The organism is Clostridium algifaecis (genome assembly GCF_017874415.1).
Taxonomy (GTDB): domain Bacteria; phylum Bacillota; class Clostridia; order Clostridiales; family Clostridiaceae; genus Clostridium_B; species Clostridium_B algifaecis.
The window spans coordinates 69,459-92,753 of sequence record NZ_JAGGLM010000005.1 but is presented as its reverse complement, the minus strand read 5'-3'; the positions used below and the strand labels follow the sequence as shown (position 1 = coordinate 92,753).

Genomic DNA, 23,295 nt, shown 5'->3' with positions numbered 1-23,295 from the left:
CTTTATATTAAAGGTAAAGATGGAAATAAGTAATTAAGTAAATCACAAAGAGAGATAGTGCATGGTGTAAACTATTTGATATACTTTATGAAATACATTCCTGAATCGCAGGTTGAAATTTTTAAAGTAGGCTGAGCCGATTAATCCACGTTACGGATAAGAGATGAACAATATTGGTTTCTGAAATAGGGTGGTACCACGACATTAAGTCGTCCCTTAAATATAGGTGCTTTTTTTATTTTTAATTTTAATTTTAATAATTTCAGGAAACAATCGTTGTTTAAATTAGGGTGGTACCACGAGCATTTCGTCCCTTTTCAGGGGCGTTTTTTTTATGTAATTTTATAATCTCTTACTTTTACACTATACACTGTAATTGTGTAAAGTGTAAAATATCATGAACTATTAATTATTAACTATCAACTAAAATGAATGGAGGATATCAGAAATGAATATATCTTTAATAATAATCATAATTTATATATCTATGCTTTTTGTAATAAGTTTTTTTGCAAGTAAAAAAGCTAAAGAAGGCGGCGAAAGCTACACTTTAGCTGGAAGACAACTTACCACCCCTCTTGTAACCTGCTCACTAATAGGACTTGCTATAGGCGGTGCTTCGACTATAGGAGTTGCAGAACAAGCCTATGATTTAGGTCTTTCAGCAGGCTGGTACAATGTTGCCTGGGGTATTTCTGCTATAATTATGGGACTTGTAACCGCTAGTAAATATAGACAATTTAATGTATCTACAGTTCCTGAGCTATTTGGTAAATTCTACGACGAAAAAGGTAGAATTATCTGTGTAGTATGTCAAATAATTATTTTAATTGTAATAGTTTCATTGCAATATATTGCAGGTGGTGCAATGCTTTCATCTCTTTTACCTGAAATATTTACAATAAAAACAGGTATGATTGTAAGTGCCTGCGTATTCGTAAGTATAACTTTTATAGGTGGAATGTGGTCTTCAGGTTTATCAAATTTATTCAATGTCCCTTTAAAATATACCGGAATAATATTATGTACCATAATGGCTGTAATCAAAAGCGGCGGAATTCAAAATGTAAAAATACATCTTCCACAAAATATACCTTATTTCAGTCCGATAAAGGGTGTTGGAATATGGGTGATTTTAAGCTGGATGCTGGTTATGACTACACAAGTTATGTCAATGCAAGGTCCTGTACAACTTGCATTTGCATCTAAGAGTCCTAAAGTTGCCAAAAGAAGTTTTGTAATTGCTGGATTGCTGATGATTCCAATAGGATTTTTATGTGCGATAATTGGAATAACTGCCAAAGTGTCATTTCCAAATGTAAGTGCCACTTTAGCATTGCCTAAGATGATACTATCTCTTAATCCTGTAGTTGCAGGAATAACACTTGCTGCACTTTGGGCCGCAGATGTATCAACTGCCTGCAATTTACTTTTAGGAGCATCTACATTATTTACAAATGATATATATAAAAGATTTATAGATTCAACAATAAAAGATAAAAAACTTCTTATAATAAATAAAGCAGTTGTAATTTTACTTGGTATATTGACTTTTATTCTTGCCTTATCAATGTCAGGAATTCTAAAAACTATATCAATAGGTTTAAGTCTCTCTACCGCATTTACTATTGTATTTTTATTTACAATATTTCTTCCTAAATTATGTAGAAAAAGTTCGGCATTCTATACTACTTTAGCCGGAATAATAGTTTTATTTATGTGGGAGATAGTACCTTCATTCAGAATATTTCCCCATGTAATATTTATGGAGTGGCTTGTATGTCTCATAACATTTTTATTAATTTCAATAATTGATAAAAAATATATTACAATATAAATTAGATTACAGAATAATACATTTTTTAAAAATGTATTATTTTTTATGTTAAAAATACGATAATATGTTAAAATAGAGGTGTAATTATTAATAATTTTAATTATATATTTAAAATCTACTTTATATTTTAGAGAGAGACAAGGTGATATCATGAAAAGCATCAAGAATAGAATTATTATTTCAGTATTATCTTTAACTTTAATTTTATTACTATTTTCATCCTGCGGCAGTTATTTTTTATCAAAAAATATTCTTATGAATCAATATAGTAGTAAAATGGAGTTGGAATCACAAAAATACTCAGAAATTATAAATGGTTGGATTAATAATCAGACCACTATATTTAATGGAATTATAAATAATATGGAAGCTAATAATATTATAGGTGATAATAATAAATCTCTCACTTATTTTAAACAAGAACTTAGCTCAAATACGAATATTTCCGATTTATACATGGGCCTTCCTGATAATACTATTTTAGATGGCTCTGGATGGACACCACCATCCGGGTATGAAACTACTAAAAGGGATTGGTATAAAAATGCAGTTGAAAAAAACAGTTTAGTATATGTTCCATATTATGATCTAGTAACTAAAAAAATGGTAGTATCAATATCAATGCCTATATATAAAAATGGCAAATTCATAGGAGTAATATCTGAAGATATAAAAATGAATTCCATAACAGATGCCATTGAAAAAGAAAAGCCATCAAGTGATAGCTACGGTTATTTAGTAGATGACAAGGGTAATGTACTTGTTCATCCAAATAAATCCTTAAAGCCTCTTGGCGACAAGCTAAAAAATTTAAATAATTTCATGGGTGGAAAATATAAATCAATTACGTCTATAAATAATAATTTGATTAGCCTAAATGATTATGATGAAAAAGATAAATATTTTTTCCCTTGTAAAGTAAAATTAACAAACTGGATTGTAGGCTTTTCAGTTTCTAAAAATGAATTTACCAAAGACCTTAATTCACTTATAGTATTAAATCTCATAATTCTTGCTGTATGTATAATTATTGCCATATTAATTTCTCTTAAAATTGCCAGAACTATATCTGATCCTATAAAAGACATAAGAGATATTATATCAAATTTAAAAGAACTAAATTTTAATTACAATAGTCAAAAATTAAATTCTGTAATTAAAAATAATGATGAAGTTGGAGCCATCGGAAAAGACATAAGCGAACTTTCTAATACATTAATTGAAATAATAAAGGATATACAATCTATTTCCTCTGATGTACTTAATCATTCAGCAAGTATATCCAAATCGCTAAATGAAACATCAAAATCCATATATGAAGTATCAAAGACTACAGAGCAAATGGCAGAAGGCTCTATAAGTCAAGCAAATGAATCTCAAAATGGATTGGAGAAATTAAATGAGCTGTCTTCTCAAATAAATGAAATTTCAATTATGGCTGAAAGTATTAAAAATTACTCTTACAATACAAAAGATGTTAATTCAAATGGTATAAAATCAATACAATTACTGAATACAAAATTAAAAGACAATAGCAATGCTTGTAATAAATTGTCATCGAGTATTGAAAATCTATCAAAGAATTCAGGTTCAATAAGTGATATAGTAAATACTATAGAGTCAGTTGCAGAACAAACTAATTTACTTGCATTAAATGCTGCTATTGAAGCTGCAAGCGCTGGAGAAGCAGGAAAAGGCTTTTCTGTTGTTGCAAATGAAGTTAGAGTATTATCGGATCAAACTACCGCAGCTGTAAACAAAATTTCAAATGTGTTAGATGAAATACAAAAAGAAATAGAACTTGGTAAATTAAATTCAGATGCTGCCGATAAAACAAATCATGAAGCTAATGAGAGCATAATAAAGTCAAACGAATCTTTTAGTATGATAGAAAAGGCTGTAAATAAAATGCTTTCTAATATAGAAAATCTCGTTCCAAAGATTAACGAAGTGAACTCAAATAAAAATTCCGTTATAGAATCCATAGAAACTATATCTTCTATCTCACAGGAAGCTTCCGCCGGGAATGAGGAATTAGCTGCTTCTGTCGAAGAACAAAATAACTCTGTAGAAAATATAACTGATCGTATGAAAAAGCTTAAAGTCATTTCTTCTGATTTGAACAAAATAGTAAATAAGTTTAATTTGTAAATGTAAAAAATAGTAGATTGCATATAAAAACAATCTACTATTTTTATTATATAATTCTATTATTTATACAAATTTCAAGCTTATATCCAATGCTTTTACAGAATGAGTAAGAGCACCTATTGATATTATGTCTACTCCAGTAGCTGCAATATTTTTTATATTGTTCTCTGTAACATTTCCAGATGCCTCTAAAATAAATTTTTTATTAACCATTTTAACAGCTTTCTCCATAGTATGAATATCCATGTTATCAAGCATAATAACATCAACTTCCGCAGACATTGCTTCTTTAAGCTGTTCCAGGTTTTCTACTTCCACTTCAATTTTAGTAGTAAAAGAAAGTTTGCTTTTTATTCTTTTAACAGCTTCTTTTATAGATCCTACTGCCTTTATATGATTATCCTTAATCATCGCAAAATCAGATAAATTCATTCTATGATTATATCCACCGCCTACAGTTACAGAATACTTATCTAAAATTCTAAATCCAGGAAGTGTTTTTCTTGTATCTACTATTTTCACATCATAATCTTTTACTAAATTGACTATTTCATGTGTTTTAGTTGCAATACCAGACATTCTCTGAGTTATGTTTAGAGCTGCCCTCTCACCCTTAAGTATTGATTTAGAGCTGCCATCTATTTCTCCAATAATACTACCTTTCTGAACTTCACAACCATCTTTTAATTCACTTTTAAACTTTATATCACTGTCTACAATTTCAAACACTCTCTTTAACACGTCAATTCCCGCAATAACACCGTACTCTTTTGCAATAAATTTTCCATTTGACATTTCACTTTCAGAAAGTAAATTATCTGTAGTAACATCCCCATAATTTACATCTTCTATAAGAGCATCTTTAATAAGTTTATCTACTATTAAATAATTCAAATAAAATCACCTCACATCAAACTACACTATGTCTTGAATATTCTTCAACATAATTGCTTCCTATGGAATCCTTTGTATTTAAAATAGATTCAATAATACTTCTTGCTACCAGATACATATTATAAACTTCCGCATCAAGTACACTATTAAACTTTAAGTTTTCAATTTTAAATAAAACTTCATCTACAAAATTCAATGCATTTTGAAGTTTATCTATATTTCTAATTATGCCTACACTGCTATCCATTAATTTTTTCAAATCTATTCTGAGTTTTAAAAAATCAACATCAAATTCCTGTCTGCCTTTATTAGGCGGATTATTTCTTGTATTTATAGTGCTTATATTATCTTCAAAATCATAATTAATTCTTTTTGAAATATCCCCGGCTGCTCTCTTTCCAAAAACTACTGCCTCTATGAGAGAATTGCTAGCCAGCCTGTTTGCTCCATGTACTCCAGTACAGGCACATTCTCCTACAGCATAAAGATTTGTCATATTAGTTCTACTATACAAATCTACTTTAATTCCACCCATGAAATAATGTTCGGCAGGAATTACAGGAATATAATCCTTTTCTATTTGAAGACCATTATTTTTACATTCAGAATAAATTTTATTAAATCTATTCTTGAGGAAATCTCTATTATACATAGTTGCATCTAAATAAACACAATTTGAATTACTTTTATCAATCTCGTGACTTATAGCTCTTGCTACAATGTCTCTCGGAGCTAATTCCATCCTATTATCATATTTTTTCATAAATCTTTTCCCTGATGAATTTCTTAGCATTGCCCCTTCTCCTCTTACTGCCTCTGATATTAAAAATAGTTTATTATCAAAATCTTGTGAATAAAAAGCTGTAGGATGAAATTGAATGTACTCCATATTATCCAATTCTACATTTGCTCTAATTGCCATGGCAATTCCGTCTCCTGTAAGAATGTCAGCATTTGTTGTTTTTGAAAAAAGTTGCCCAATTCCACCTGACGCCATTACACACTGCCTTGATTTGAAATATACAAATTTATCTTTATAATATGCCACTATTCCGTTGCATTTATTGTCCTCTTCAATAATATCCAGTGCAAAAACATTCGGTATTACTTCTATGTTAGGAGCATTTTTAACTTCTTTTATAAGTGCATCCATTATTCCTTTACCAGTAGAATCACCATTTACATGAAGAATTCTTGGAATAGAATGATTTCCCTCAAAAGATCTATAAAAATTGCCTTTTAAATCCCTGTCAAAATTAACACCTAATTTTATTAAACTTTCTATTGCTTCTTCAGACTCATCCACAAGCGTATTTACAGCTTCTAAATTATTAACATAACAACCTGCATTTATAGTATCTTCAACATGGAGCTTCCTGTTATCATCTTGTATGCTAGCTGCAATCCCTCCCTGAGCCATACATGAATCCGAATCATATATGTCCTTTTTACTTAAAACAGCTATTTTTAAGTTTTTAGGCAGCATTAATGATGTATAAAGGCCACCTATTCCAGCTCCAACTATAACTACATCATAATTTCTATTTTCACAATGATTTTCATTATAATAAGCTAAATATCTTTTCAATTCATATCACCCTGCCTTAATTTATTCAAAACATAACATTTTCTTCATAGACTCAAGTGCATTTATCCTAATATCTTCTGAGATAAATATTTCATTTTCCATATTCAAAAGAGAATTATAGACATCCTCAAGTGACGTCATTTTCATGTTTTCACATACGAGCCTGGGACTTAGCAGATAAAATTTCTTTTGTGGATTATCTTTTTTCATTTTATGGAGAACCCCAATTTCAGTACCTATTATAAATTTCATTTTATCTGATTTGTCCGCATGGTCAATTATCTGTGCAGTACTTCCCACAAAATCTGCACTTTCTCTTATATCTGCTGAAACTTCAGGGTGTACAAGAAACTCAGCATCTGTATGTTCCTCTTTTGCTCTAAAAACATCTTCCACAGTTATCCTAGCATGTGTAATACAATTACCCGGCCATGAAATTATCTTCTTTTCCGGAACTTTTTCTGCTACATAACCTGCAAGATTTTGATCAGGTACAAATATTATTTCTTTAGAACTTATATTTTCCACAACTTTAACTGCATTTGACGATGTACAACATATATCACTTATAGCTTTAACCCCGGCTGATGAGTTAACATAGCACACAACCTTTGCATATGGATATTTATTTTTCTCAACTTGCAGCTGTTCTCTGGTTATTGCATCTGCAAGGGGACATCCTGCAGATTTTGAAGGAAGTAAAACCACCTTGTCAGGTGATAGAATTTTTGCACTCTCTGCCATAAATCTTACTCCACAGAAAACAAGTACTTTTTTATTTATTTTTGCTGCAGCCTTGCTAAGTGCAAAAGAATCTCCTACAATATCAGCTATATCTTGAACTTCGGGTACCTGATAATTATGTGCCAATATGCAGGCATCCCTTTTTATTTTCAATTTATTTATTTCATTTATTAAAGATGACTTGTCCATTTTTACACCCCTAAAACAATATTTTTTGATTAATGTATATACACAAGTATATACTATTTTTTATTTTTTAACAATATACAAAAACGTTACTACAGAATGGATTTCATGTAGTAACGTCTTTATTTTCATTATTTATATATTTTAAAATTATCCACGTGGAAAAAGATACAGAAGTATACATAAAAAGTGGCATGCACTTCCCCCAATTACAAACAAATGCCATATTGCATGATTATATGGTATCTTATCAAACAGATATAGAACTGCACCTAATGTGTAAATAATTCCACCTGCAAATAATAGTACTATCCCTGATGTTGGAAGCAGCTGAACAAGAGTTTTCATAGCAAAAACTATAATCCATCCCATTCCAATATATATCATTGTAGAAAGCACATTAAATTTTCCTATCCAGAACACTTTCATTATTATGCCGACAAGAGCCAGGCCCCATATTATTCCAAATATCAGCCATCCTATTGTAGGTCTTAATACTGTCAATGTAAATGGAGTATATGTACCTGCTATAAGAAGATAAATTGAAGAATGGTCAAATATTCTAAATAGCTTTTTCACTCTCATATTGGTTATACTATGATACAGAGTAGATTCCAGATAAAGCATAAAGAGTGAAATTCCATAAATAGTATAACTTATAACATACCACTTATCCCCTTTTTCTTCTGCAAATACAATTAAAAGTACTAATGCTGCAATTGATAGAAGCGCCCCAATTCCATGAGTTATAACATTTGCAATTTCTTCTTTTCGTGTGTAAAATTTTAGATTCCCTTCCAAACAAATCACTTCCTGAAATAATTTGATTATATTTCAACACATAGTTTTAAAAACTATGTGTTATATTTATTATAATATCACAATATATACAAGTGTTCAATATTTATATTAAATTTATATATAAATATTATGTTCAATATTTCATATTTCATATACTAAATATTTATATTTTTTATTTAAAATGTATTGTATAATAAATATTGAATAATTTTCAATGGAATGAGGTAATAAGATGTTAAAAAGAAGTATTACAAATGAACTAGCACAAAACTTCATTAACTATTTAAACGAATTGGACAAAGAGAAAAATAATAAAAATTATAATGAAGCTTTAAATTTAATAGATACAGCTTTTAAAGACATATTCAAACTTGATGGAAAATTTTTTAGTTCATTTTCCACTAAAAATCTTATAGATATGGCCAGTACAAAAGGAGGAATAAGCATTGACAAGTGCGTAATGATGGCAAAACTACTGGAGGAAGAAGCTATTATACTAGAAGCACAAAATAAACTTGATGAGGCCTTTTACATAAATCAAAAATCCTTAGATATATTTTTATATGCCTATATGGATGAAAATAGCACTTGTACCCTAGATAAATATTTTGATGATATACAACCTATAATAGATAACGTTTATGAATACAAACTTCCAGTTTCTCTTGAGACTAAAATAAGGGACTATTATGTAATTTCAAATAAATACAGCAATGCTGATAATGTAGTATATGATATATTAGAACAAAATGATTATAATGAAAATTTAATAAAAGATTCATTGGATTTTTATAATAAGATTTTACTAAAAGAGAATTCAATTTTGGAATCTGGCGGAATTACAAAATCTGAAATTAAAGAATCTATAAATGAATTAAAGTCAAGACTATAGCTAGAAATTAAATGACAGTATATCAGCTGATATTTATATAATCATCAACTCGTATACTGCCACAATTATTTTACTATTCTACCTGCTTACTATAAGATTTACTCTTAGCTGTAAGTGAAAAATAAGAACCAATAAGCATTAAGCATATTCCTGCAACCGTATTAAGTGGTATTTGCTCACCTAAAATAATAAGTGCAAGAATAGGTGCAAGTGCCGGTTTGATAAAAAATACTACAGATGCCATGGCTGCTGAAGTTTTATCCATAGCTAGAAAATAAAACATATATCCGAAACCTGTTACTACAATTCCTAAATAGATTAAAGCAACTACATTTGAATGATTTATTCCAGCTAAAATTGGTATATTTGACATAAATTCAAAGCTGCCTTTTGGATTTATCATGCTTCTAATTGCGGAAAGTTTTGATATTAATATAATTACAAGCATAATAACATCGCCAACAAGGAAGGTAATGCAATTTAAAGCTATACTTCCATACTTTGAAGATCTTTTCTTTCCCATAACACTATATACTGAAAAAGTTATTGCAGAAAGAATTGAAAGCACTATACCTTTCATATCCCCGCTTGTCCCAAAAGGATTTAATATAAAAACTATGCCTATCAAGCTTAGTAAAATAGATATAATGGTGTTTCTTGTCAATTTCTCCTGTAAAAAAAGATAAGCAAATAAAATTACAAACACAGGATTGGAGCTAAAAATTATGGCCACTGTTGATGCCTTTGTATAAACAATGGCAAGTTGAAAAAGTGACATACTTATAACCACACAGAAAAGTCCTGTACATAAAAAATAGTAAATATCATCTTTTTTTAATTTAACATCTTTCTTTTTCAGTTCTTTTACAGCAAATGGCATTAAAATTAATCCTCCTATTAGGAATCTAAGGAAATTTAATTGGAGAGGATTTAGTCCCACTGCTAATTTACCTGTAATTTCCATTGTACTGAAAATTACGGCAGCCAAAATAATATATGCATAACCCAATTGTACAACATCTCCCTTAAAATAATAATCTGGGCATACTAAAAAAATACAAAGTCCGCCATGCCGTAAGCCTAAGTTATTTGATCCCGTTCCTAAACAGGTGGGCACCGCCTTTATTGCTTCATGTTATCAATTATTTGAAATCATTCCACAAAAAGAGCTTAAGTTCCCTTTCAAAATGTGTTGGGTCAATATGAACTTAAATTTACGTACACAGCAGAACTTATTATTTAACTTTATTATACTACACAATTTTTGATTTATTCTAAAATAATACGATAAATTTCACTATTTGTCTTTTTCTTTTACTTCTATGCTGAGTTCTTTTAATTGAATATCATCTACAACATTTGGTGCTTCCGTTAATGGACAAAATGCATTTTGATTCTTAGGGAATGCAATTACATCCTTTATGTTATCTGTTCCAGCTAAGAACATTACCATTCTGTCAAATCCATAAGCGAGTCCACCGTGTGGTGGTGGTCCAAATTTAAATGCCTGGAGCAAAAATCCGAATCTCTCCCATGCAGATTCTTCCGTAAATCCTAAAACTTCAAACATTTTTTCCTGAAGTTTAGTATCATGTATTCTTATACTTCCTCCACCCATCTCTTCACCATTCAATACTATATCATAAGCCTTTGCCCTAACTCTGCCAGGATCACTTTCTAGATATTGTATATCTTCATCCATTGGCATAGTAAATGGGTGATGTTCTGCTTCAAATCTTCCTTCTTCTTCATTATAGGATAAAAGTGGGAATTCTGTTATCCATACAAATCTAAACTCATGGTTGTTTTCAAGAATACCTGTTTCCTTAGCCATATGGACTCTAAGTGCACCAAGGCTTTGAAATACAACTTTATTTTTATCAGCTGCTATTAAAATCAAATCTCCAACTTCAGCTTTAATTTTTGTAAATATTTTATCAATTGTTTCCTGTTTTAAAAATTTAGATATAGAAGATTTTATGCCATCTTCTCTATTTTGTATCCATACAAGTCCTTTTGCACCATAGTCTTTTACAAATTCAACTAATTTATCTATCTGTTTTCTTCCCATAGTTGCACAATCAGGTACTTTAATAGCCCTAACAGAACCGCCTGCATCAATAGCGTTCTTAAAAACTTTAAAGTCCATATCACGTACTTCATCTGTTATATCATTTATTTCCATGCCAAATCTTAAATCAGGTTTATCACTTCCGTATTTCTCCATAGCAACTTTGTATGGCATTCTCTCAATTGGAAGTTTGACATCCACATCTGCTATTTCTTTAAATACCTTTTTTATAAGCCTTTCATTCAATGACATTATATCTTCTGCTTCTACAAAAGACAATTCCATATCCACCTGTGTAAATTCAGGCTGTCTATTGGCCCTCAAATCCTCATCCCTAAAACATTTTGCAATTTGAAAATATCTATCATATCCAGACACCATTAGAAGCTGCTTAAAAAGCTGTGGTGATTGTGGAAGCGCATAAAATTTTCCCGGATAATTTCTACTAGGTACGAGATAATCCCTTGCACCTTCTGGAGTGCTTTTTGTGAGTACAGGTGTTTCCATTTCTAAAAAGCCTTCTTTATCCAAAAAGTCTCTTATTACTTTTGCAGTTTTATGCCTTATTTTAAATATTCTCTGCATATCCGGTCTTCTTAAATCAAGATATCTATATTTTAATCTTATATTTTCAGCTGCATCCAAATTTTCTTTTATATATATAGGTGGTGTTTCAGATTCTGAGAATATATTTATGTACTCACCTTTTAATTCAACCTGACCTGTTGGAATTTCATTATTTACTGACTGTCTTTTGACTAACGTTCCCTTTATTGCTATACAATATTCTGATTTTACCGTATCAGCTTTTTTAAAAGCTTCTTCATTTATTTTTTCTCCAAATACAGCCTGGATTATTCCTGTTCTGTCTCTCAAATCTACAAATATAAGTCCTCCGAGGTTTCGTTTTCTTTGAACCCATCCCATTACTGTAAATTCCTGTCCTATGTTTGTTTCTCTAAGCACACCACACATAGAAGTTCTTTTTAGTCCTTGTAAAGATTCTCCCATTGTTTTTTCAACTCCCATTATAAATATTATGTCTCGTAATTATTTTATTAAATTGACTATTTCATCTAAATCATCTAACTTTAATTCAAACTGTTCGCCATCACTCATTCTCTTAAATCTAGCTTTTCCAGTTTGTAATTCATTTTCTCCAAGTACTACTGTAAATCTAGCACTAATTTTATTTGCATATTTCATCTCAGCTTTTACACTTCTATCTGTATGATCACATTCGCATCTCAAATTTTTTTCTCTAAGTGTGTTTGCAAATTTTAATGATCCTACTCTTGCATCATTGCCCATAGAACCTATATATAAATCTATATAAGGCTTCTTTGGTATCTCTATTCCATTTTCTTTAAGTGTAAGCAGTGTTCTTTCAATTCCCATTCCAAATCCCATAGCAGGAATAGATGGTCCTCCTACTTCCTCTATAAGATAGTCATATCTTCCACCTGCACATATTGTTATGTCATTGTTTATTATCTCAAATACAGTTTTAGTATAATAATCTAATCCCCTTACGATAAGTGGGTCGACTTTAAACTCTATTCCAAGAGCTGTCAAATATTTTTTTAGTCCTTCAAAATGCTCCCTGCAGTCATCACACAAATAATCTAATATCTTTGGTGCATTTTTAATTATATCTTTCTTTCCATCTATTTTGCAATCCAATATTCTTAAAGGATTTTTTTCAAATCTAGTTTTGCAGGTATCACAGAGTTCATCATATCTATCCAATAAGTACTTTTTAAGTGCATCATTGTATTTTTTTCTACACTTTTCACATCCTATACTATTTATGTTGAGCTCTATGTTATTAACTCCCAATTCCCTGTAAACTCTCATAGCAAGACTTATTACCTCTGCATCAATTGATGGTCCTTTTGAACCAAAAGCCTCTATTCCAAATTGATGATGTTCTCTTAATCTTCCTTTTTGAACATTTTCATATCTAAGAGCTGGAGTAAAATAAAATAATTTTGTAGGCTGAACTTCATTATAAAGGCTTCCCTCTACAAAAGCCCTAACAGCAGGTGATGTACCCTCAGGTTTTAATGTAATGCTCCTTCCTGCCTTATCCTTGAATGTATACATTTCCTTCTGAACTACATCCGTAGTTTCTCCAACTCCTCTTTGAAATAACTCAGTATGTTCAAATACAGGAGTTCTTATTTCTCTATGTCCATAAGCTGCCGCTATATTTCTAAATTTATTTTCTAAGTATTGCCATTTATATATTTCATCAGGTAGTACATCTTTAGTACCCTTAGGTGCTTGAATAGCCATAAATAATTACTTCCTCTCATTTAGTTTAATACTTTAAGCATAAAACCATTATATATTCCATTTGTTATTTTTTCAAATTCAAAATATCAAGTTTACAAAAATGGATTTGAAATTTTCTCCCTTTCAATAGATGTCTTATCTCCATGTCCTGGCAGTACTATTGTATATTCTGGAAGTACCATTAATTTCTCTTTAATGCTTTTTATTATAGTATCAAAATCTCCGCCTTCAATATCTGTCCTTCCTACACTCTGACAGAATAAAGTATCTCCAGTAAAAACTATGTCATCTACTAAAAAGCTCACTCCTCCTGGAGTATGCCCTGGAGTATATAGTGCTTTCACTTTAAGCTTTCCAACATTAAATACGTCTCCATCATTTATGAAATTATCTACGGCTTCATCAACATTTCCATACATATAAGATCTTCGTTTCATCATATTATAATCCTGTTCATTTATGTATACTTCTGCACCGTACAAATTTTTTATATCCACTACTGATTCTGTGTGATCAGCATGACCATGAGTTAACAATATGTATTTTACTTTATTAATTTTCAAATCATCCATAGCACTTTTTATAATTTCTGTATTACCACCTGGATCAATTACTGCACATTCATTTGAATCTTCATCTAAAAGTATATAACAATTAGCTAAATACATGCCAACTGGCATTCTCTTTATTTTCATAACAGCACCTCTCTTCAATAATAATTTTTAAAAGTTCTTTTTACTATCTAAAAGCATAGTAACAGGTCCATCATTTTCTATAGAAACAAGCATATCTGCTCCAAATTTTCCAGTTTCGACTTTTTTTACTGAAACCTTACACTGTACTACAAATTCATTATATAACTTCTCCGACTCATCACCTGAAAGTGCTTGTATAAAACTAGGTCTTCTGCCTTTTCTACAGTCTCCATACAAAGTAAACTGAGATATCAAAAGAAGTTCTCCTCCTACATCCATAAGTGATTTGTTTAATTTTCCATTCTCATCTTCAAATATTCTAAGATTAATTATCTTGTCTTTTAAATATGTTATATCTGAAATTGTATCATCCTTTGTTATTCCTATAAGGACATTCAATCCTTTACCAATTTTTCCTATAACATTGCCGTCAACTTTAACGCTAGAGCTTTTAACTCTTTGGACTACAGCTCTCATATAATACACCTCTAATTATTTGTTCTAAAAACTTCAGTTACATTTTTAATCCTTCTAAGCTTTTTCATGACATCCCTAAGATCATTTACTTCTGTTATTTTAAGCTTCATTCTTATGATACATATACTATTTTTTACAGGCTTTGCATCTATTGCATAAAGTGAAGTGTTGCTATCACTTATTACCTCAATAGAATCTTTCAAAAGTCCCGGCCTATCTTCTCCTTTAAGCTGTATTTCAGTAATATATTCTACTCCCTTTGGTTTTCCCCAACCAACTTCAACTACGTGATTTTCTTTATTTTTCAATAAATAATCTATATTTTTACAGTCACTTCTATGGATGGATACACCTCTTCCTTTAGTTATGTACCCAATAATATCATCACCTGGCACAGGATTGCAGCATTTGGCAAATCTAACAAGAACATTGCTTTCACCCTTTACTATTACGCCGGGTGATTTATTTTTTCTTTTACCTAATCTATTATTTGATTTACTTATTTGATCCTGTACTGCTTCCAGATTATCTCCATCATTTTTCAAATCCTTGATGTAAACTTCTCTTAATCTGCATACTACAGTAGACAAATTTAGGGCACCTACTCCAACTGCAGCATATAAATCATCCATGGAATTCATTTTATATTTTTTAAGTATGGTGCCTATTGCTTCACTTTTTAGTGCTTCTCCAAAATTATATCCCTGCTTTTTAGTTTCTTTTTCCAAAAGTTCCTTGCCTTTTATTATGTTTTCTTCTTTCTTTGCTTTTTTGAACCATGATTTTATTTTGCTCTTGGCCTGATTGCTCTTTACAATATTTAACCAATCTATACTGGGACCCTTTGAGTTACCCGATACAAGTATTTCAACTATCTCTCCAGTCTTAAGTTTGTAATCAAGTGGAACCATTTTCCCGCTTACTTTGGCACCTGTGCATTTATTCCCTATATCCGTATGTATCTTATAGGCAAAATCTATTGGTGTAGCCCCATAAGGTAAATTTATAACTATGCCTTTAGGCGTAAATACAAATACTTCATCCGAGAATAAATCTATTTTAAAGCCTTCCATAAACTCTTCTGCATCAGAAGTTTCAGTCTGCCATTCAAGCATTTCTCTTATCCATGTCAGTTTTTTATCTATAGTATCCTCAGTTTCCACACCTTCTTTGTACTTCCAGTGTGCAGCTATACCATACTCAGCAGTTCTGTGCATTTCAAAAGTTCTTATTTGAATTTCAAATGGTTTCCCCTGAGGTCCTATTACAGTTGAATGAAGTGATTGATACATATTAGGTTTAGGCATTGCTATATAGTCTTTAAATCTCCCTGGTATCGGCTTATACATAGTATGTGCTATTCCAAGTGCTGCGTAACAATCCTTCACTGTATTTACAAGTACCCTTACTGCCGTTAGGTCAAATATCTGGTCTATAGTTTTATTCTTTTTTACCATTTTTATATATATACTGTAGAAATGTTTTGGTCTTCCTTCTATATCTGAACTTATTTTCGCATCATCAAGACTTTTCTTTAATTGATTTATTATATTTTCTATGTATTTTTCCCGTTCCGCCCTTTTTTCCGCTATTTTTCTAACTATAAAATAGTATTCATTTGGGTTTATATATCTAAGTGCCAGATCTTCCAATTCCCATTTAACCTTTGACATTCCAAGCCTATGTGCTAAGGGAGCATATATATCAAGAGTTTCTTTAGATTTTTCCTTCTGTTTTTCCACAGACATATATCTCAATGTTCTCATATTATGAAGTCTATCTGCTAATTTTATTATTATAACCCTGATATCCTTTGCCATAGCAAGGAGCATTTTTCTGACATTATCCGCCTGCTGTTCTTCTTTGCTTTTATATTCTAGCCGTCCAAGCTTAGTTACACCTTCTACTAAATTAGCTACTTCACTGCCAAATTCCTTTGCTATATCCTGATGGGTATATTCTGTATCTTCTACAACATCATGAAGAAGTCCAGCTATTATAGTATTAGTGTCCATGCCCATATCTGCAAGTATACAAGCTACATCTACAGGGTGTATTATATACGGTTCTCCTGATTTTCTTTTCTGTTTTTTATGGGCATTTTCAGCAAAATAATATGCTTTTTTTATCATCTCTTTATTTACATTTGTACAGCTCTTATCTATCTTTTCAATTAATTTTTCCAGCATACTCTTACTCCCTAAAATCAATGGCTGGTTTCACAAACCAGCCATTATTTTTTATTACCATTATATTATATACCGTATAAACTTTCAATTTAAAATTTCACTAAAATCATACAATATCAAGTTATACCACATAAGCTCATATAAGTTGAGGATAAAAGATTACAAATCAAACATTATATTTGACTAGAGAAATTACATCATAATCCTCTAGTTTTTCTCTTCCTTTCAAATCAGTCAACTCTATAACAAAATCAACCGTTACAACTTTTCCTCCCAATTTTTCTACAAGTTTAGCAACTGATGACATAGTACCTCCTGTTGCTAAAAGATCATCTATCAAGGCAACTCTCTGTCCTTGTTTTATAGCATCCTTATGAATTTCAAGTGCATCATTTCCATATTCAAGATCATAGGTTATCTTTACTGTTTCACATGGTAATTTTCCTGGTTTTCTTACGGGAACAAACCCAGCTCCTATAGCATATGCTACTGGTGCTCCAAATAAAAATCCCCTCGCCTCTGGACCTACAACTACGTCAATATCTTTATTTTTTAGATATTCAGCCATTTTATCTACTGTATATTTAAAAACTCTCTTATCTTCAAGAATTGTAGTTACATCTTTAAAGCTTATACCTTCTTTTGGAAATCCTTCTATAACCCTTATCTTATCTTTTAAATCCACTAATATACCCCCTTAAACTTAAAACTACAAAATCTATTACAACTTAATATATTATCATAAATGTATTAAAATTACCATTAATACACATTCTTCTATTCCACAATCTCATTCTTTAAATATTTTGCTATCTGCACTGCTCTATCCATATTTTCAGTAGTAAAAAGTTCTACAGCTATTCTTGAATTATCTATGTATCTGTTACTTACACTTGAAGGTGTCATATTCATTGAAAGTTTAAATATACTTTCCCTGTTTATTGTTTTTATGCCATAAACCTTTAATAATGCCTTAAATCCATAATTATTTGTGTAGGTTAGATGATATATCCCCTGATCCACCATTTCTTTGTTTTCTCCAGTTATCTTAATTTCCTTCGATAATGTACCAAGTACAACCAAGTCCAAATATTTACTTATGGATTTCATCTCATAATACATGGATATAGCTTGAGAAAGCTTAAATGCAACTCCAACAGCAGTTAACTCTTTAAATGCATAATTACATCCTTTTTGATTAGGATTTATAACAACTGCTTCAGAAATGACATTGTTACATTTATGATAATCTGTTACTATGATATCCATTCCAAGTTTTTTACATAGTTCTACCTGAGATACTGATTGACTTCCACATCCTGTAGTTATAATAAGTTTAGCGCCCAAAAATTTTATATGATTCTTTATCAGCCCGGAATTTATATTAAGTTTGTCATTTATATCATCAGAAATAAGATATTCTACATCTGCATTTAAATATTTCAAAACTAGAAATAATAAAGAAACTGCAGTTACTCCATCCAAATCGCAATTACCGTATAATACAATTTTTTCTCTTTCATTTACTGCCTTAATTATTCTTTTTAAAGCATGTCCCATATTTTTCAAACGAAATGGATCATGGATACCCAAAAAATTCAAATTATTAGCATTGTCCTGTCTTATCTCCATAATAAAATCCTCCAAATTTATCGAAAGCACTTATATTATAAATTATATTATCATTTTTTACAAACATAATATAAGCAGATTTCATACAATAAAAAATCCAGAGTTTCAATATACTCTGGATTTTTTATTGTATCATATTTAAATAATAATTTAAATATCTAATTTGTTTTATCTTCTACAGCTTTTAATTTTTTAGATTTAGCTAAATGTTTTTTTATTAAGACCCACGATGGACTAGCTATACATATAGACGAATAACATCCTGAAATAATTCCCACTAGAATAGGTTCTGAGAAGTTTCTAACAGATGGAACAAGTATATATACGGAGGTTAGCGTTATTACAACGGTAAGCACTGTATTTATTGATCTGGCAAGTGTCTGAGTTACACTCGCATCTGCTATAAGTTCAGGATCTTCTCTTCTCATATATTTTTGATTTTCTCTTATTCTATCAAAAACAACTATAGTATCATGAACAGAATAACCTATAACTGTAAGTGCCGCTGCTATAAAACTCGAATCTATAGATACCCTAAGCACTGCATATACAGAAAGCATTACAAGTACATTGTGAATAAGTCCTATAATAGCTGCTATACCAAAACTCAGTTCAAATCTTATACCTATGTATATAAACATAGCACATATGGCAACAATTATAGCCTCAATGGCATTAACCCTTGCTTCTTTTCCTATGGAAGCACCTATATTATTTTGACTTGTAAGACTGCTCTTTTTATATTTTGATTTTATAGCTTTAACAATACTGCTTACATTATTATTACTTAAGTTAGTACTTTTTATAGTTACAGAGTGTTCATTTGTTTTAGTTGATTGAAAGTTATCTGAATATTTTTTTATTATACTATCCACATCATTTTTGTTAAAGGTTCCACCAATATTTATTTCCACTACAGTTCCACCTTTAAAGTCAAGTCCATACTCAAGTCCTTTAGTAGCCATAGTAAAAATACCTACTGCAATTATTATGAGGGATATTGTAAACCATATTTTTCTTTTTTCTATAATTTTATATATTCCATTCATATTATTTTGCTATCCCCCTTACACCTTTTCTAAAGTCATGAACACCAAATGTCCCAATTGTTCCCTTATGACTGAAAAGACCTATGTTTGCAACTAACTTCATTAGTGTTCTTGTAACAGTTATAGCTGTAAACATACTCAATACTACACCTATTATAAGTGTAAGTGCAAAACCTTTAACAGACCCAGTACCTATACTATATAGTACAATTCCTGAAATAATTGATGTTATATTTGAATCAAGTATTGAACTCATTGCCCTTTTAAATCCAGCATCTATAGATGCTTTTATAGATCTGCCGCTTTTAAGTTCTTCCTTAGTTCTCTCAAATATAAGTATATTAGCATCTACTGCCATACCTACAGTTAAAAGGAATGCTGCTATACCAGATAAGGTTAAAGTTACATTTACATTTACAAATGCAGCCAATACTATATATATGTATAGTGTCAAAGCAACATCTGCAATTAATCCAGGCAATCTATAATATAAAATCATGAATATCATTACAAGTCCTATACCAATCTTACCTGCAAGTATACTAAGTGGCAATGCATTAGCACCAAGAGATGCACCTATAGTTGTTACTTGTACAGGTTTTACTTCTACAGGTAAAGCACCAGATTTTATAAGATTAGCCTGTCTTTGTGCCTCTTGAAGAGTTTTACTTCCGTTTATTTCAGCTTTTCCATTAGTTATATGTGCATCAACTTGAGGATTTGTAAGCATCTGATCGTCCAAATATATGGCAATCTTCTGCCCTAAAAATTTTTGGGTGGCATCTGAAAACTTTTTAGCACCACTATCATTTAATTCAAGTCCTATCATAGGTTGATTATTTTGTGAATCCAAATAAGCAGATGCATCTTTTACATCTTTACCAGTTAATATTGTCTTATTATCAGGACCTACAAATTTAAGCTGTCCTGTCTTTGCTACACCATCTACTACTTCTTTGGCATCAAACTTTCCTGGTATTTCAATTCTTATTCTATTTTTTCCCTCTTTATTTACTACTGTTTCACTTACTCCTAATTTATTAACTCTCATGGATAGGAGGTCTACTGTTCTATCTACTGTTTTCTGATCTACATTTTTTGATTGAATTTCTTCTAATATTGAAACTCCTCCCTGAAGATCAAGTCCTCTATTTATCACTTCAGTAAAAGGCTTTAGTTTATAGTCACCAAGTTTAACTCCATATGCACCAGAATATGCTAAAAATCCTATTAAAAAAAGACATAATACTAGAATTATAGTACTTTTTACCCTAGTGCCACTTTTTGCCTTAGATCTCATTTTTATCCTCCTTCATATGTACATAACTACTTTTTCTCTCAAATATATACATTAGAATTATATTACTTAAAAATTTTTCAGTCAATACATTTTAGTTCTGCATAATTTTAGCTTTAAGTGCAATAGCACATTCTATTCTCTTTTTCTGCATTTTACAGCCTAGTGAATATGGTATTTTCATATCGCCATTAAAGTTGTAATTATTTGCCTGACATCCTCCGCTGCAATAAAATCTTGCCCAGCACTTCATACACTCAGGCTTATTATATATATGTGCAGCTTTAAATTCATTTCCTATATTTTCTTTTATGTCATTAGAATTGCTTAGATTTCCCATCTTAAAAGCTTCATTACCTACAAACTGATGGCATGGATATATATCCCCATCAGGTGTTATAGCTACATATTCATGTCCTGCACCGCACCCAGATATTCTTTTATATACACATGGTCCACCATTTAAGTCTATATTAAAATGATAGAATTTAAATGAATTTCCTTCTTTATTTCTCTTTATCATTTCATCATAAAGCTTATCATATTGTTCAAAAATAGTAGGAAGATCCTCTTCCCTTAATGAAAGTGGATTTTCTTTTGGAAGCACTACAGGCTCTACAGATATTTCATCAAATCCCTCATCCGCCATAAATTTTATATCTTCAAAAAAATCTGTATTTTCTCTTGTAAAAGTTCCTCTTGCATAATATTGTTTTGATTTATCTCTCATTTCAACCATTTTCTTTATCTTTGGAAGTATTGAATCAAATGAACCACTTCCATCTACTCGTACCCTGACTTTGTCATTTACTTCTTTTCTTCCATCAATGCTTAAAACTATATTTCCCATATTCTCATCTAAGTACTTCATTATATCATCATTTAATAAAGTAGCATTAGTAGTCATTGTAAATCTTATGTTCTTATTATGTATTTTTTCCTGTTTTTTTGCGTATTCTACTATCTCTTTTACACTATCAAAAGCCATAAGTGGCTCTCCACCAAATAAATCTACTTCTATATTTTTTCTTGGTCCTGATTTTTCTATGACAAAATCTATAGCTTTTTTGCCTACTTCAGGTGACATAAGTTTTCTTTCTCCCTTATATTCGCCTTCATCTGCAAAACAATATTTACATCTTAAATTACAGTCATGAGCTATATTTAAGCAAAGTGCCTTTATAAAAGATGGCGTTTTGTCATTTTTAGCAGCTGCTTCTTTATATAAATCTTTAGAATATAAAATATCTTTTCCTACAAGCTGCTCAATTTCAGAATAAGCTTCTTTTATATCTTCTTCTTTATATTTAGCTTTAAGTAATTCTATTGTATCCTCTAAACTTCTTAATTTATCATCTTCCAAAATATCATATACTAATTCATCTATTAAATGTACAGTTCCAGAGTTAACATCTATTACATAGTATTCTCCACCCTGAATAAATTTGTGAATGTTAGCCAAAATTTTTTCCTCCTAGAATAATATTTGTTTAAAACATAAACTTAAGGCAGTAACATAAGTTACTGCCTTAAGTTTATGCTAGTTTTCACATGCTAAATTAGCAACTGTGCAAGAAGTCTTACATGCTGATTGGCAAGAATTAGCACATTCTTTGCAGCCTGGTTTTTTTAAACTATCTTTTATATTAGAATCATTTATAGTTCTTATATGTTTCATTTAATTTCCCCCATTCATAAGATTTCTGTTTGATTATAACATAAATTGCATGTAAAATAAAGTTTATAAAGCAAGATATACTGTGTGTTCACATACTTTTAACTATAAGTTCACACCAATCATACCGGATATACTGCCTACTACAATTGCAAGTGCAAACCTTTTAATACCATCTGCCCCTATAACAAATGAATTTCCAGAAATAATAGAAACCATATAAAGTATAGTTATATACATAATTGCAACTATAATCCCCACAAGCCACCCTTTTCTTTTTATTTTTTCCGCTGCATATATGGCTCCATACATTATACTTAAAATAGTTGTAACGATATAAAAGATAGAACTTATATATTCATTTACTTCAATAAATGTCATAACTACAGCAAATATTAAAAGCATAAGTACGGTAACTATGAAACTCCTAAGTACCCCTTCTGCAGTAGGAATATAATTATTGTACTTTTCCATAATAAAACACCTCCCATCTAATAGTATCTATGTAGATAAAAGGTGCTTTATTACTTATTATTTATCTTCTTTTGTTTTATCAGATAACACGTTGAATATACTATTTTTAGTAAGCTTTATTTTAACTCTGTCAGGACCAGTCTGAACTGTAATTTCCTTTTCCTGTATGTTTATTATTTTTCCAATCATGCCACCCTTTGTTACAATTTGATCATTAACTTTAAGCTCGCTAATCATCTTATTATATTTCTTTCTTCTCTTACTTTCAGGCAAAAACATAAAAAGATAGCAAACTACAATCACAACTAAAAGTGGTAAAAACGATCCTAAATTTTTCATTAATTA

21 protein-coding genes, 1 other RNA gene and 1 other annotated feature are annotated in these 23,295 nt (G+C 30.4%); of the genes, 3 read left to right on the top strand and 19 right to left on the bottom strand.

What is annotated here, in order from left to right; all coding sequences use genetic code 11:
* The first annotated feature begins 7 nt into the window (after window positions 1-7).
* Window positions 8-220 (top strand) — a binding site (T-box leader).
* A gap of 228 nt (window positions 221-448) precedes the next feature.
* Window positions 449-1,837: a sodium:solute symporter family protein gene (locus J2Z42_RS05835; RefSeq protein ID WP_209701711.1), complete on the top strand. Its 1,389-nt coding sequence runs from the start codon at window positions 449-451 to the stop codon at window positions 1,835-1,837.
* A 150-nt stretch (window positions 1,838-1,987) separates the two neighbouring features.
* A complete protein-coding gene (locus J2Z42_RS05830; RefSeq protein ID WP_209701710.1) occupies window positions 1,988-3,988 on the top strand; it encodes a methyl-accepting chemotaxis protein in 2,001 nt (666 codons plus the stop codon).
* A 63-nt stretch (window positions 3,989-4,051) separates the two neighbouring features.
* Here J2Z42_RS05830 and nadC read toward each other — a convergent pair whose 3' ends face one another.
* The 4 genes from nadC to trhA form a co-directional block, all read right to left on the bottom strand.
* Entirely contained in the window at window positions 4,052-4,882 is an 831-nt protein-coding gene (nadC, locus tag J2Z42_RS05825; RefSeq protein ID WP_209701709.1) for a carboxylating nicotinate-nucleotide diphosphorylase, read from the bottom strand.
* Between the two features lie 16 nt (window positions 4,883-4,898).
* Entirely contained in the window at window positions 4,899-6,470 is a 1,572-nt protein-coding gene (locus tag J2Z42_RS05820) for an L-aspartate oxidase (RefSeq protein WP_209701708.1), read from the bottom strand.
* A 21-nt stretch (window positions 6,471-6,491) separates the two neighbouring features.
* Complete coding sequence (gene nadA, locus J2Z42_RS05815; RefSeq protein ID WP_209701707.1) at window positions 6,492-7,403, bottom strand: quinolinate synthase NadA; 912 nt, start codon at window positions 7,401-7,403, stop codon at window positions 6,492-6,494.
* Between the two features lie 147 nt (window positions 7,404-7,550).
* The gene (trhA, locus tag J2Z42_RS05810; RefSeq protein ID WP_209701706.1) at window positions 7,551-8,201 is read right to left on the bottom strand and encodes a PAQR family membrane homeostasis protein TrhA; all 651 of its coding nucleotides are present in this window, start codon (window positions 8,199-8,201) and stop codon (window positions 7,551-7,553) included.
* Between the two features lie 232 nt (window positions 8,202-8,433).
* Between trhA and J2Z42_RS05805 the strand changes: the two genes are divergently transcribed.
* Window positions 8,434-9,093, top strand: coding sequence for a DUF6483 family protein (locus J2Z42_RS05805; RefSeq protein WP_209701705.1), 660 nt, complete (start codon window positions 8,434-8,436; stop codon window positions 9,091-9,093).
* Between the two features lie 73 nt (window positions 9,094-9,166).
* On the opposite strand, the gene J2Z42_RS05800 is transcribed toward J2Z42_RS05805, so the two are convergent.
* The 15 genes from J2Z42_RS05800 to yajC all read right to left on the bottom strand — a co-directional run bounded on the left by J2Z42_RS05800 (window position 9,167) and on the right by yajC (window position 23,289).
* Window positions 9,167-10,102 (bottom strand): DMT family transporter, encoded by a 936-nt coding sequence (locus J2Z42_RS05800; RefSeq protein ID WP_209701704.1) that lies wholly within the window; start codon window positions 10,100-10,102, stop codon window positions 9,167-9,169.
* A 48-nt stretch (window positions 10,103-10,150) separates the two neighbouring features.
* Window positions 10,151-10,328: non-coding RNA, 6S RNA (ssrS, locus tag J2Z42_RS05795), on the bottom strand.
* 62 nt (window positions 10,329-10,390) lie between these two features.
* A complete protein-coding gene (gene aspS, locus J2Z42_RS05790; protein ID WP_209701703.1) occupies window positions 10,391-12,175 on the bottom strand; it encodes an aspartate--tRNA ligase in 1,785 nt (594 codons plus the stop codon).
* A gap of 39 nt (window positions 12,176-12,214) precedes the next feature.
* A complete protein-coding gene (gene hisS, locus J2Z42_RS05785) occupies window positions 12,215-13,462 on the bottom strand; it encodes a histidine--tRNA ligase (RefSeq protein WP_209701702.1) in 1,248 nt (415 codons plus the stop codon).
* A gap of 92 nt (window positions 13,463-13,554) precedes the next feature.
* Window positions 13,555-14,157 (bottom strand): MBL fold metallo-hydrolase, encoded by a 603-nt coding sequence (locus J2Z42_RS05780; protein ID WP_209701701.1) that lies wholly within the window; start codon window positions 14,155-14,157, stop codon window positions 13,555-13,557.
* Window positions 14,158-14,184: 27 nt separating this feature from the next.
* Window positions 14,185-14,634 carry a D-aminoacyl-tRNA deacylase gene (gene dtd / locus J2Z42_RS05775; protein ID WP_209701700.1) on the bottom strand — a complete coding sequence of 150 codons (450 nt, stop codon included), beginning with the start codon at window positions 14,632-14,634 and terminating at the stop codon, window positions 14,185-14,187.
* A gap of 11 nt (window positions 14,635-14,645) precedes the next feature.
* Complete coding sequence (locus tag J2Z42_RS05770) at window positions 14,646-16,823, bottom strand: RelA/SpoT family protein (protein WP_209701699.1); 2,178 nt, start codon at window positions 16,821-16,823, stop codon at window positions 14,646-14,648.
* Window positions 16,824-16,989: 166 nt separating this feature from the next.
* Window positions 16,990-17,508: an adenine phosphoribosyltransferase gene (locus J2Z42_RS05765; RefSeq protein ID WP_209701698.1), complete on the bottom strand. Its 519-nt coding sequence runs from the start codon at window positions 17,506-17,508 to the stop codon at window positions 16,990-16,992.
* A 92-nt stretch (window positions 17,509-17,600) separates the two neighbouring features.
* Window positions 17,601-18,455 carry a DHH family phosphoesterase gene (locus J2Z42_RS05760; protein WP_209701697.1) on the bottom strand — a complete coding sequence of 285 codons (855 nt, stop codon included), beginning with the start codon at window positions 18,453-18,455 and terminating at the stop codon, window positions 17,601-17,603.
* A 158-nt stretch (window positions 18,456-18,613) separates the two neighbouring features.
* Window positions 18,614-19,495 (bottom strand): protein translocase subunit SecF, encoded by an 882-nt coding sequence (secF, locus tag J2Z42_RS05755; protein ID WP_209701780.1) that lies wholly within the window; start codon window positions 19,493-19,495, stop codon window positions 18,614-18,616.
* A 10-nt stretch (window positions 19,496-19,505) separates the two neighbouring features.
* A complete protein-coding gene (gene secD / locus J2Z42_RS05750) occupies window positions 19,506-20,804 on the bottom strand; it encodes a protein translocase subunit SecD (protein ID WP_209701696.1) in 1,299 nt (432 codons plus the stop codon).
* A gap of 91 nt (window positions 20,805-20,895) precedes the next feature.
* Window positions 20,896-22,263 (bottom strand): thioether cross-link-forming SCIFF peptide maturase, encoded by a 1,368-nt coding sequence (gene scfB / locus J2Z42_RS05745; protein WP_209701695.1) that lies wholly within the window; start codon window positions 22,261-22,263, stop codon window positions 20,896-20,898.
* A 78-nt stretch (window positions 22,264-22,341) separates the two neighbouring features.
* Window positions 22,342-22,479: a six-cysteine ranthipeptide SCIFF gene (scfA, locus tag J2Z42_RS05740; RefSeq protein WP_209701694.1), complete on the bottom strand. Its 138-nt coding sequence runs from the start codon at window positions 22,477-22,479 to the stop codon at window positions 22,342-22,344.
* A gap of 102 nt (window positions 22,480-22,581) precedes the next feature.
* Window positions 22,582-22,950: a TIGR04086 family membrane protein gene (locus tag J2Z42_RS05735; protein WP_209701693.1), complete on the bottom strand. Its 369-nt coding sequence runs from the start codon at window positions 22,948-22,950 to the stop codon at window positions 22,582-22,584.
* Between the two features lie 57 nt (window positions 22,951-23,007).
* Window positions 23,008-23,289: a preprotein translocase subunit YajC gene (yajC, locus tag J2Z42_RS05730; protein ID WP_209701692.1), complete on the bottom strand. Its 282-nt coding sequence runs from the start codon at window positions 23,287-23,289 to the stop codon at window positions 23,008-23,010.
* Window positions 23,290-23,295 lie beyond the last annotated feature (6 nt).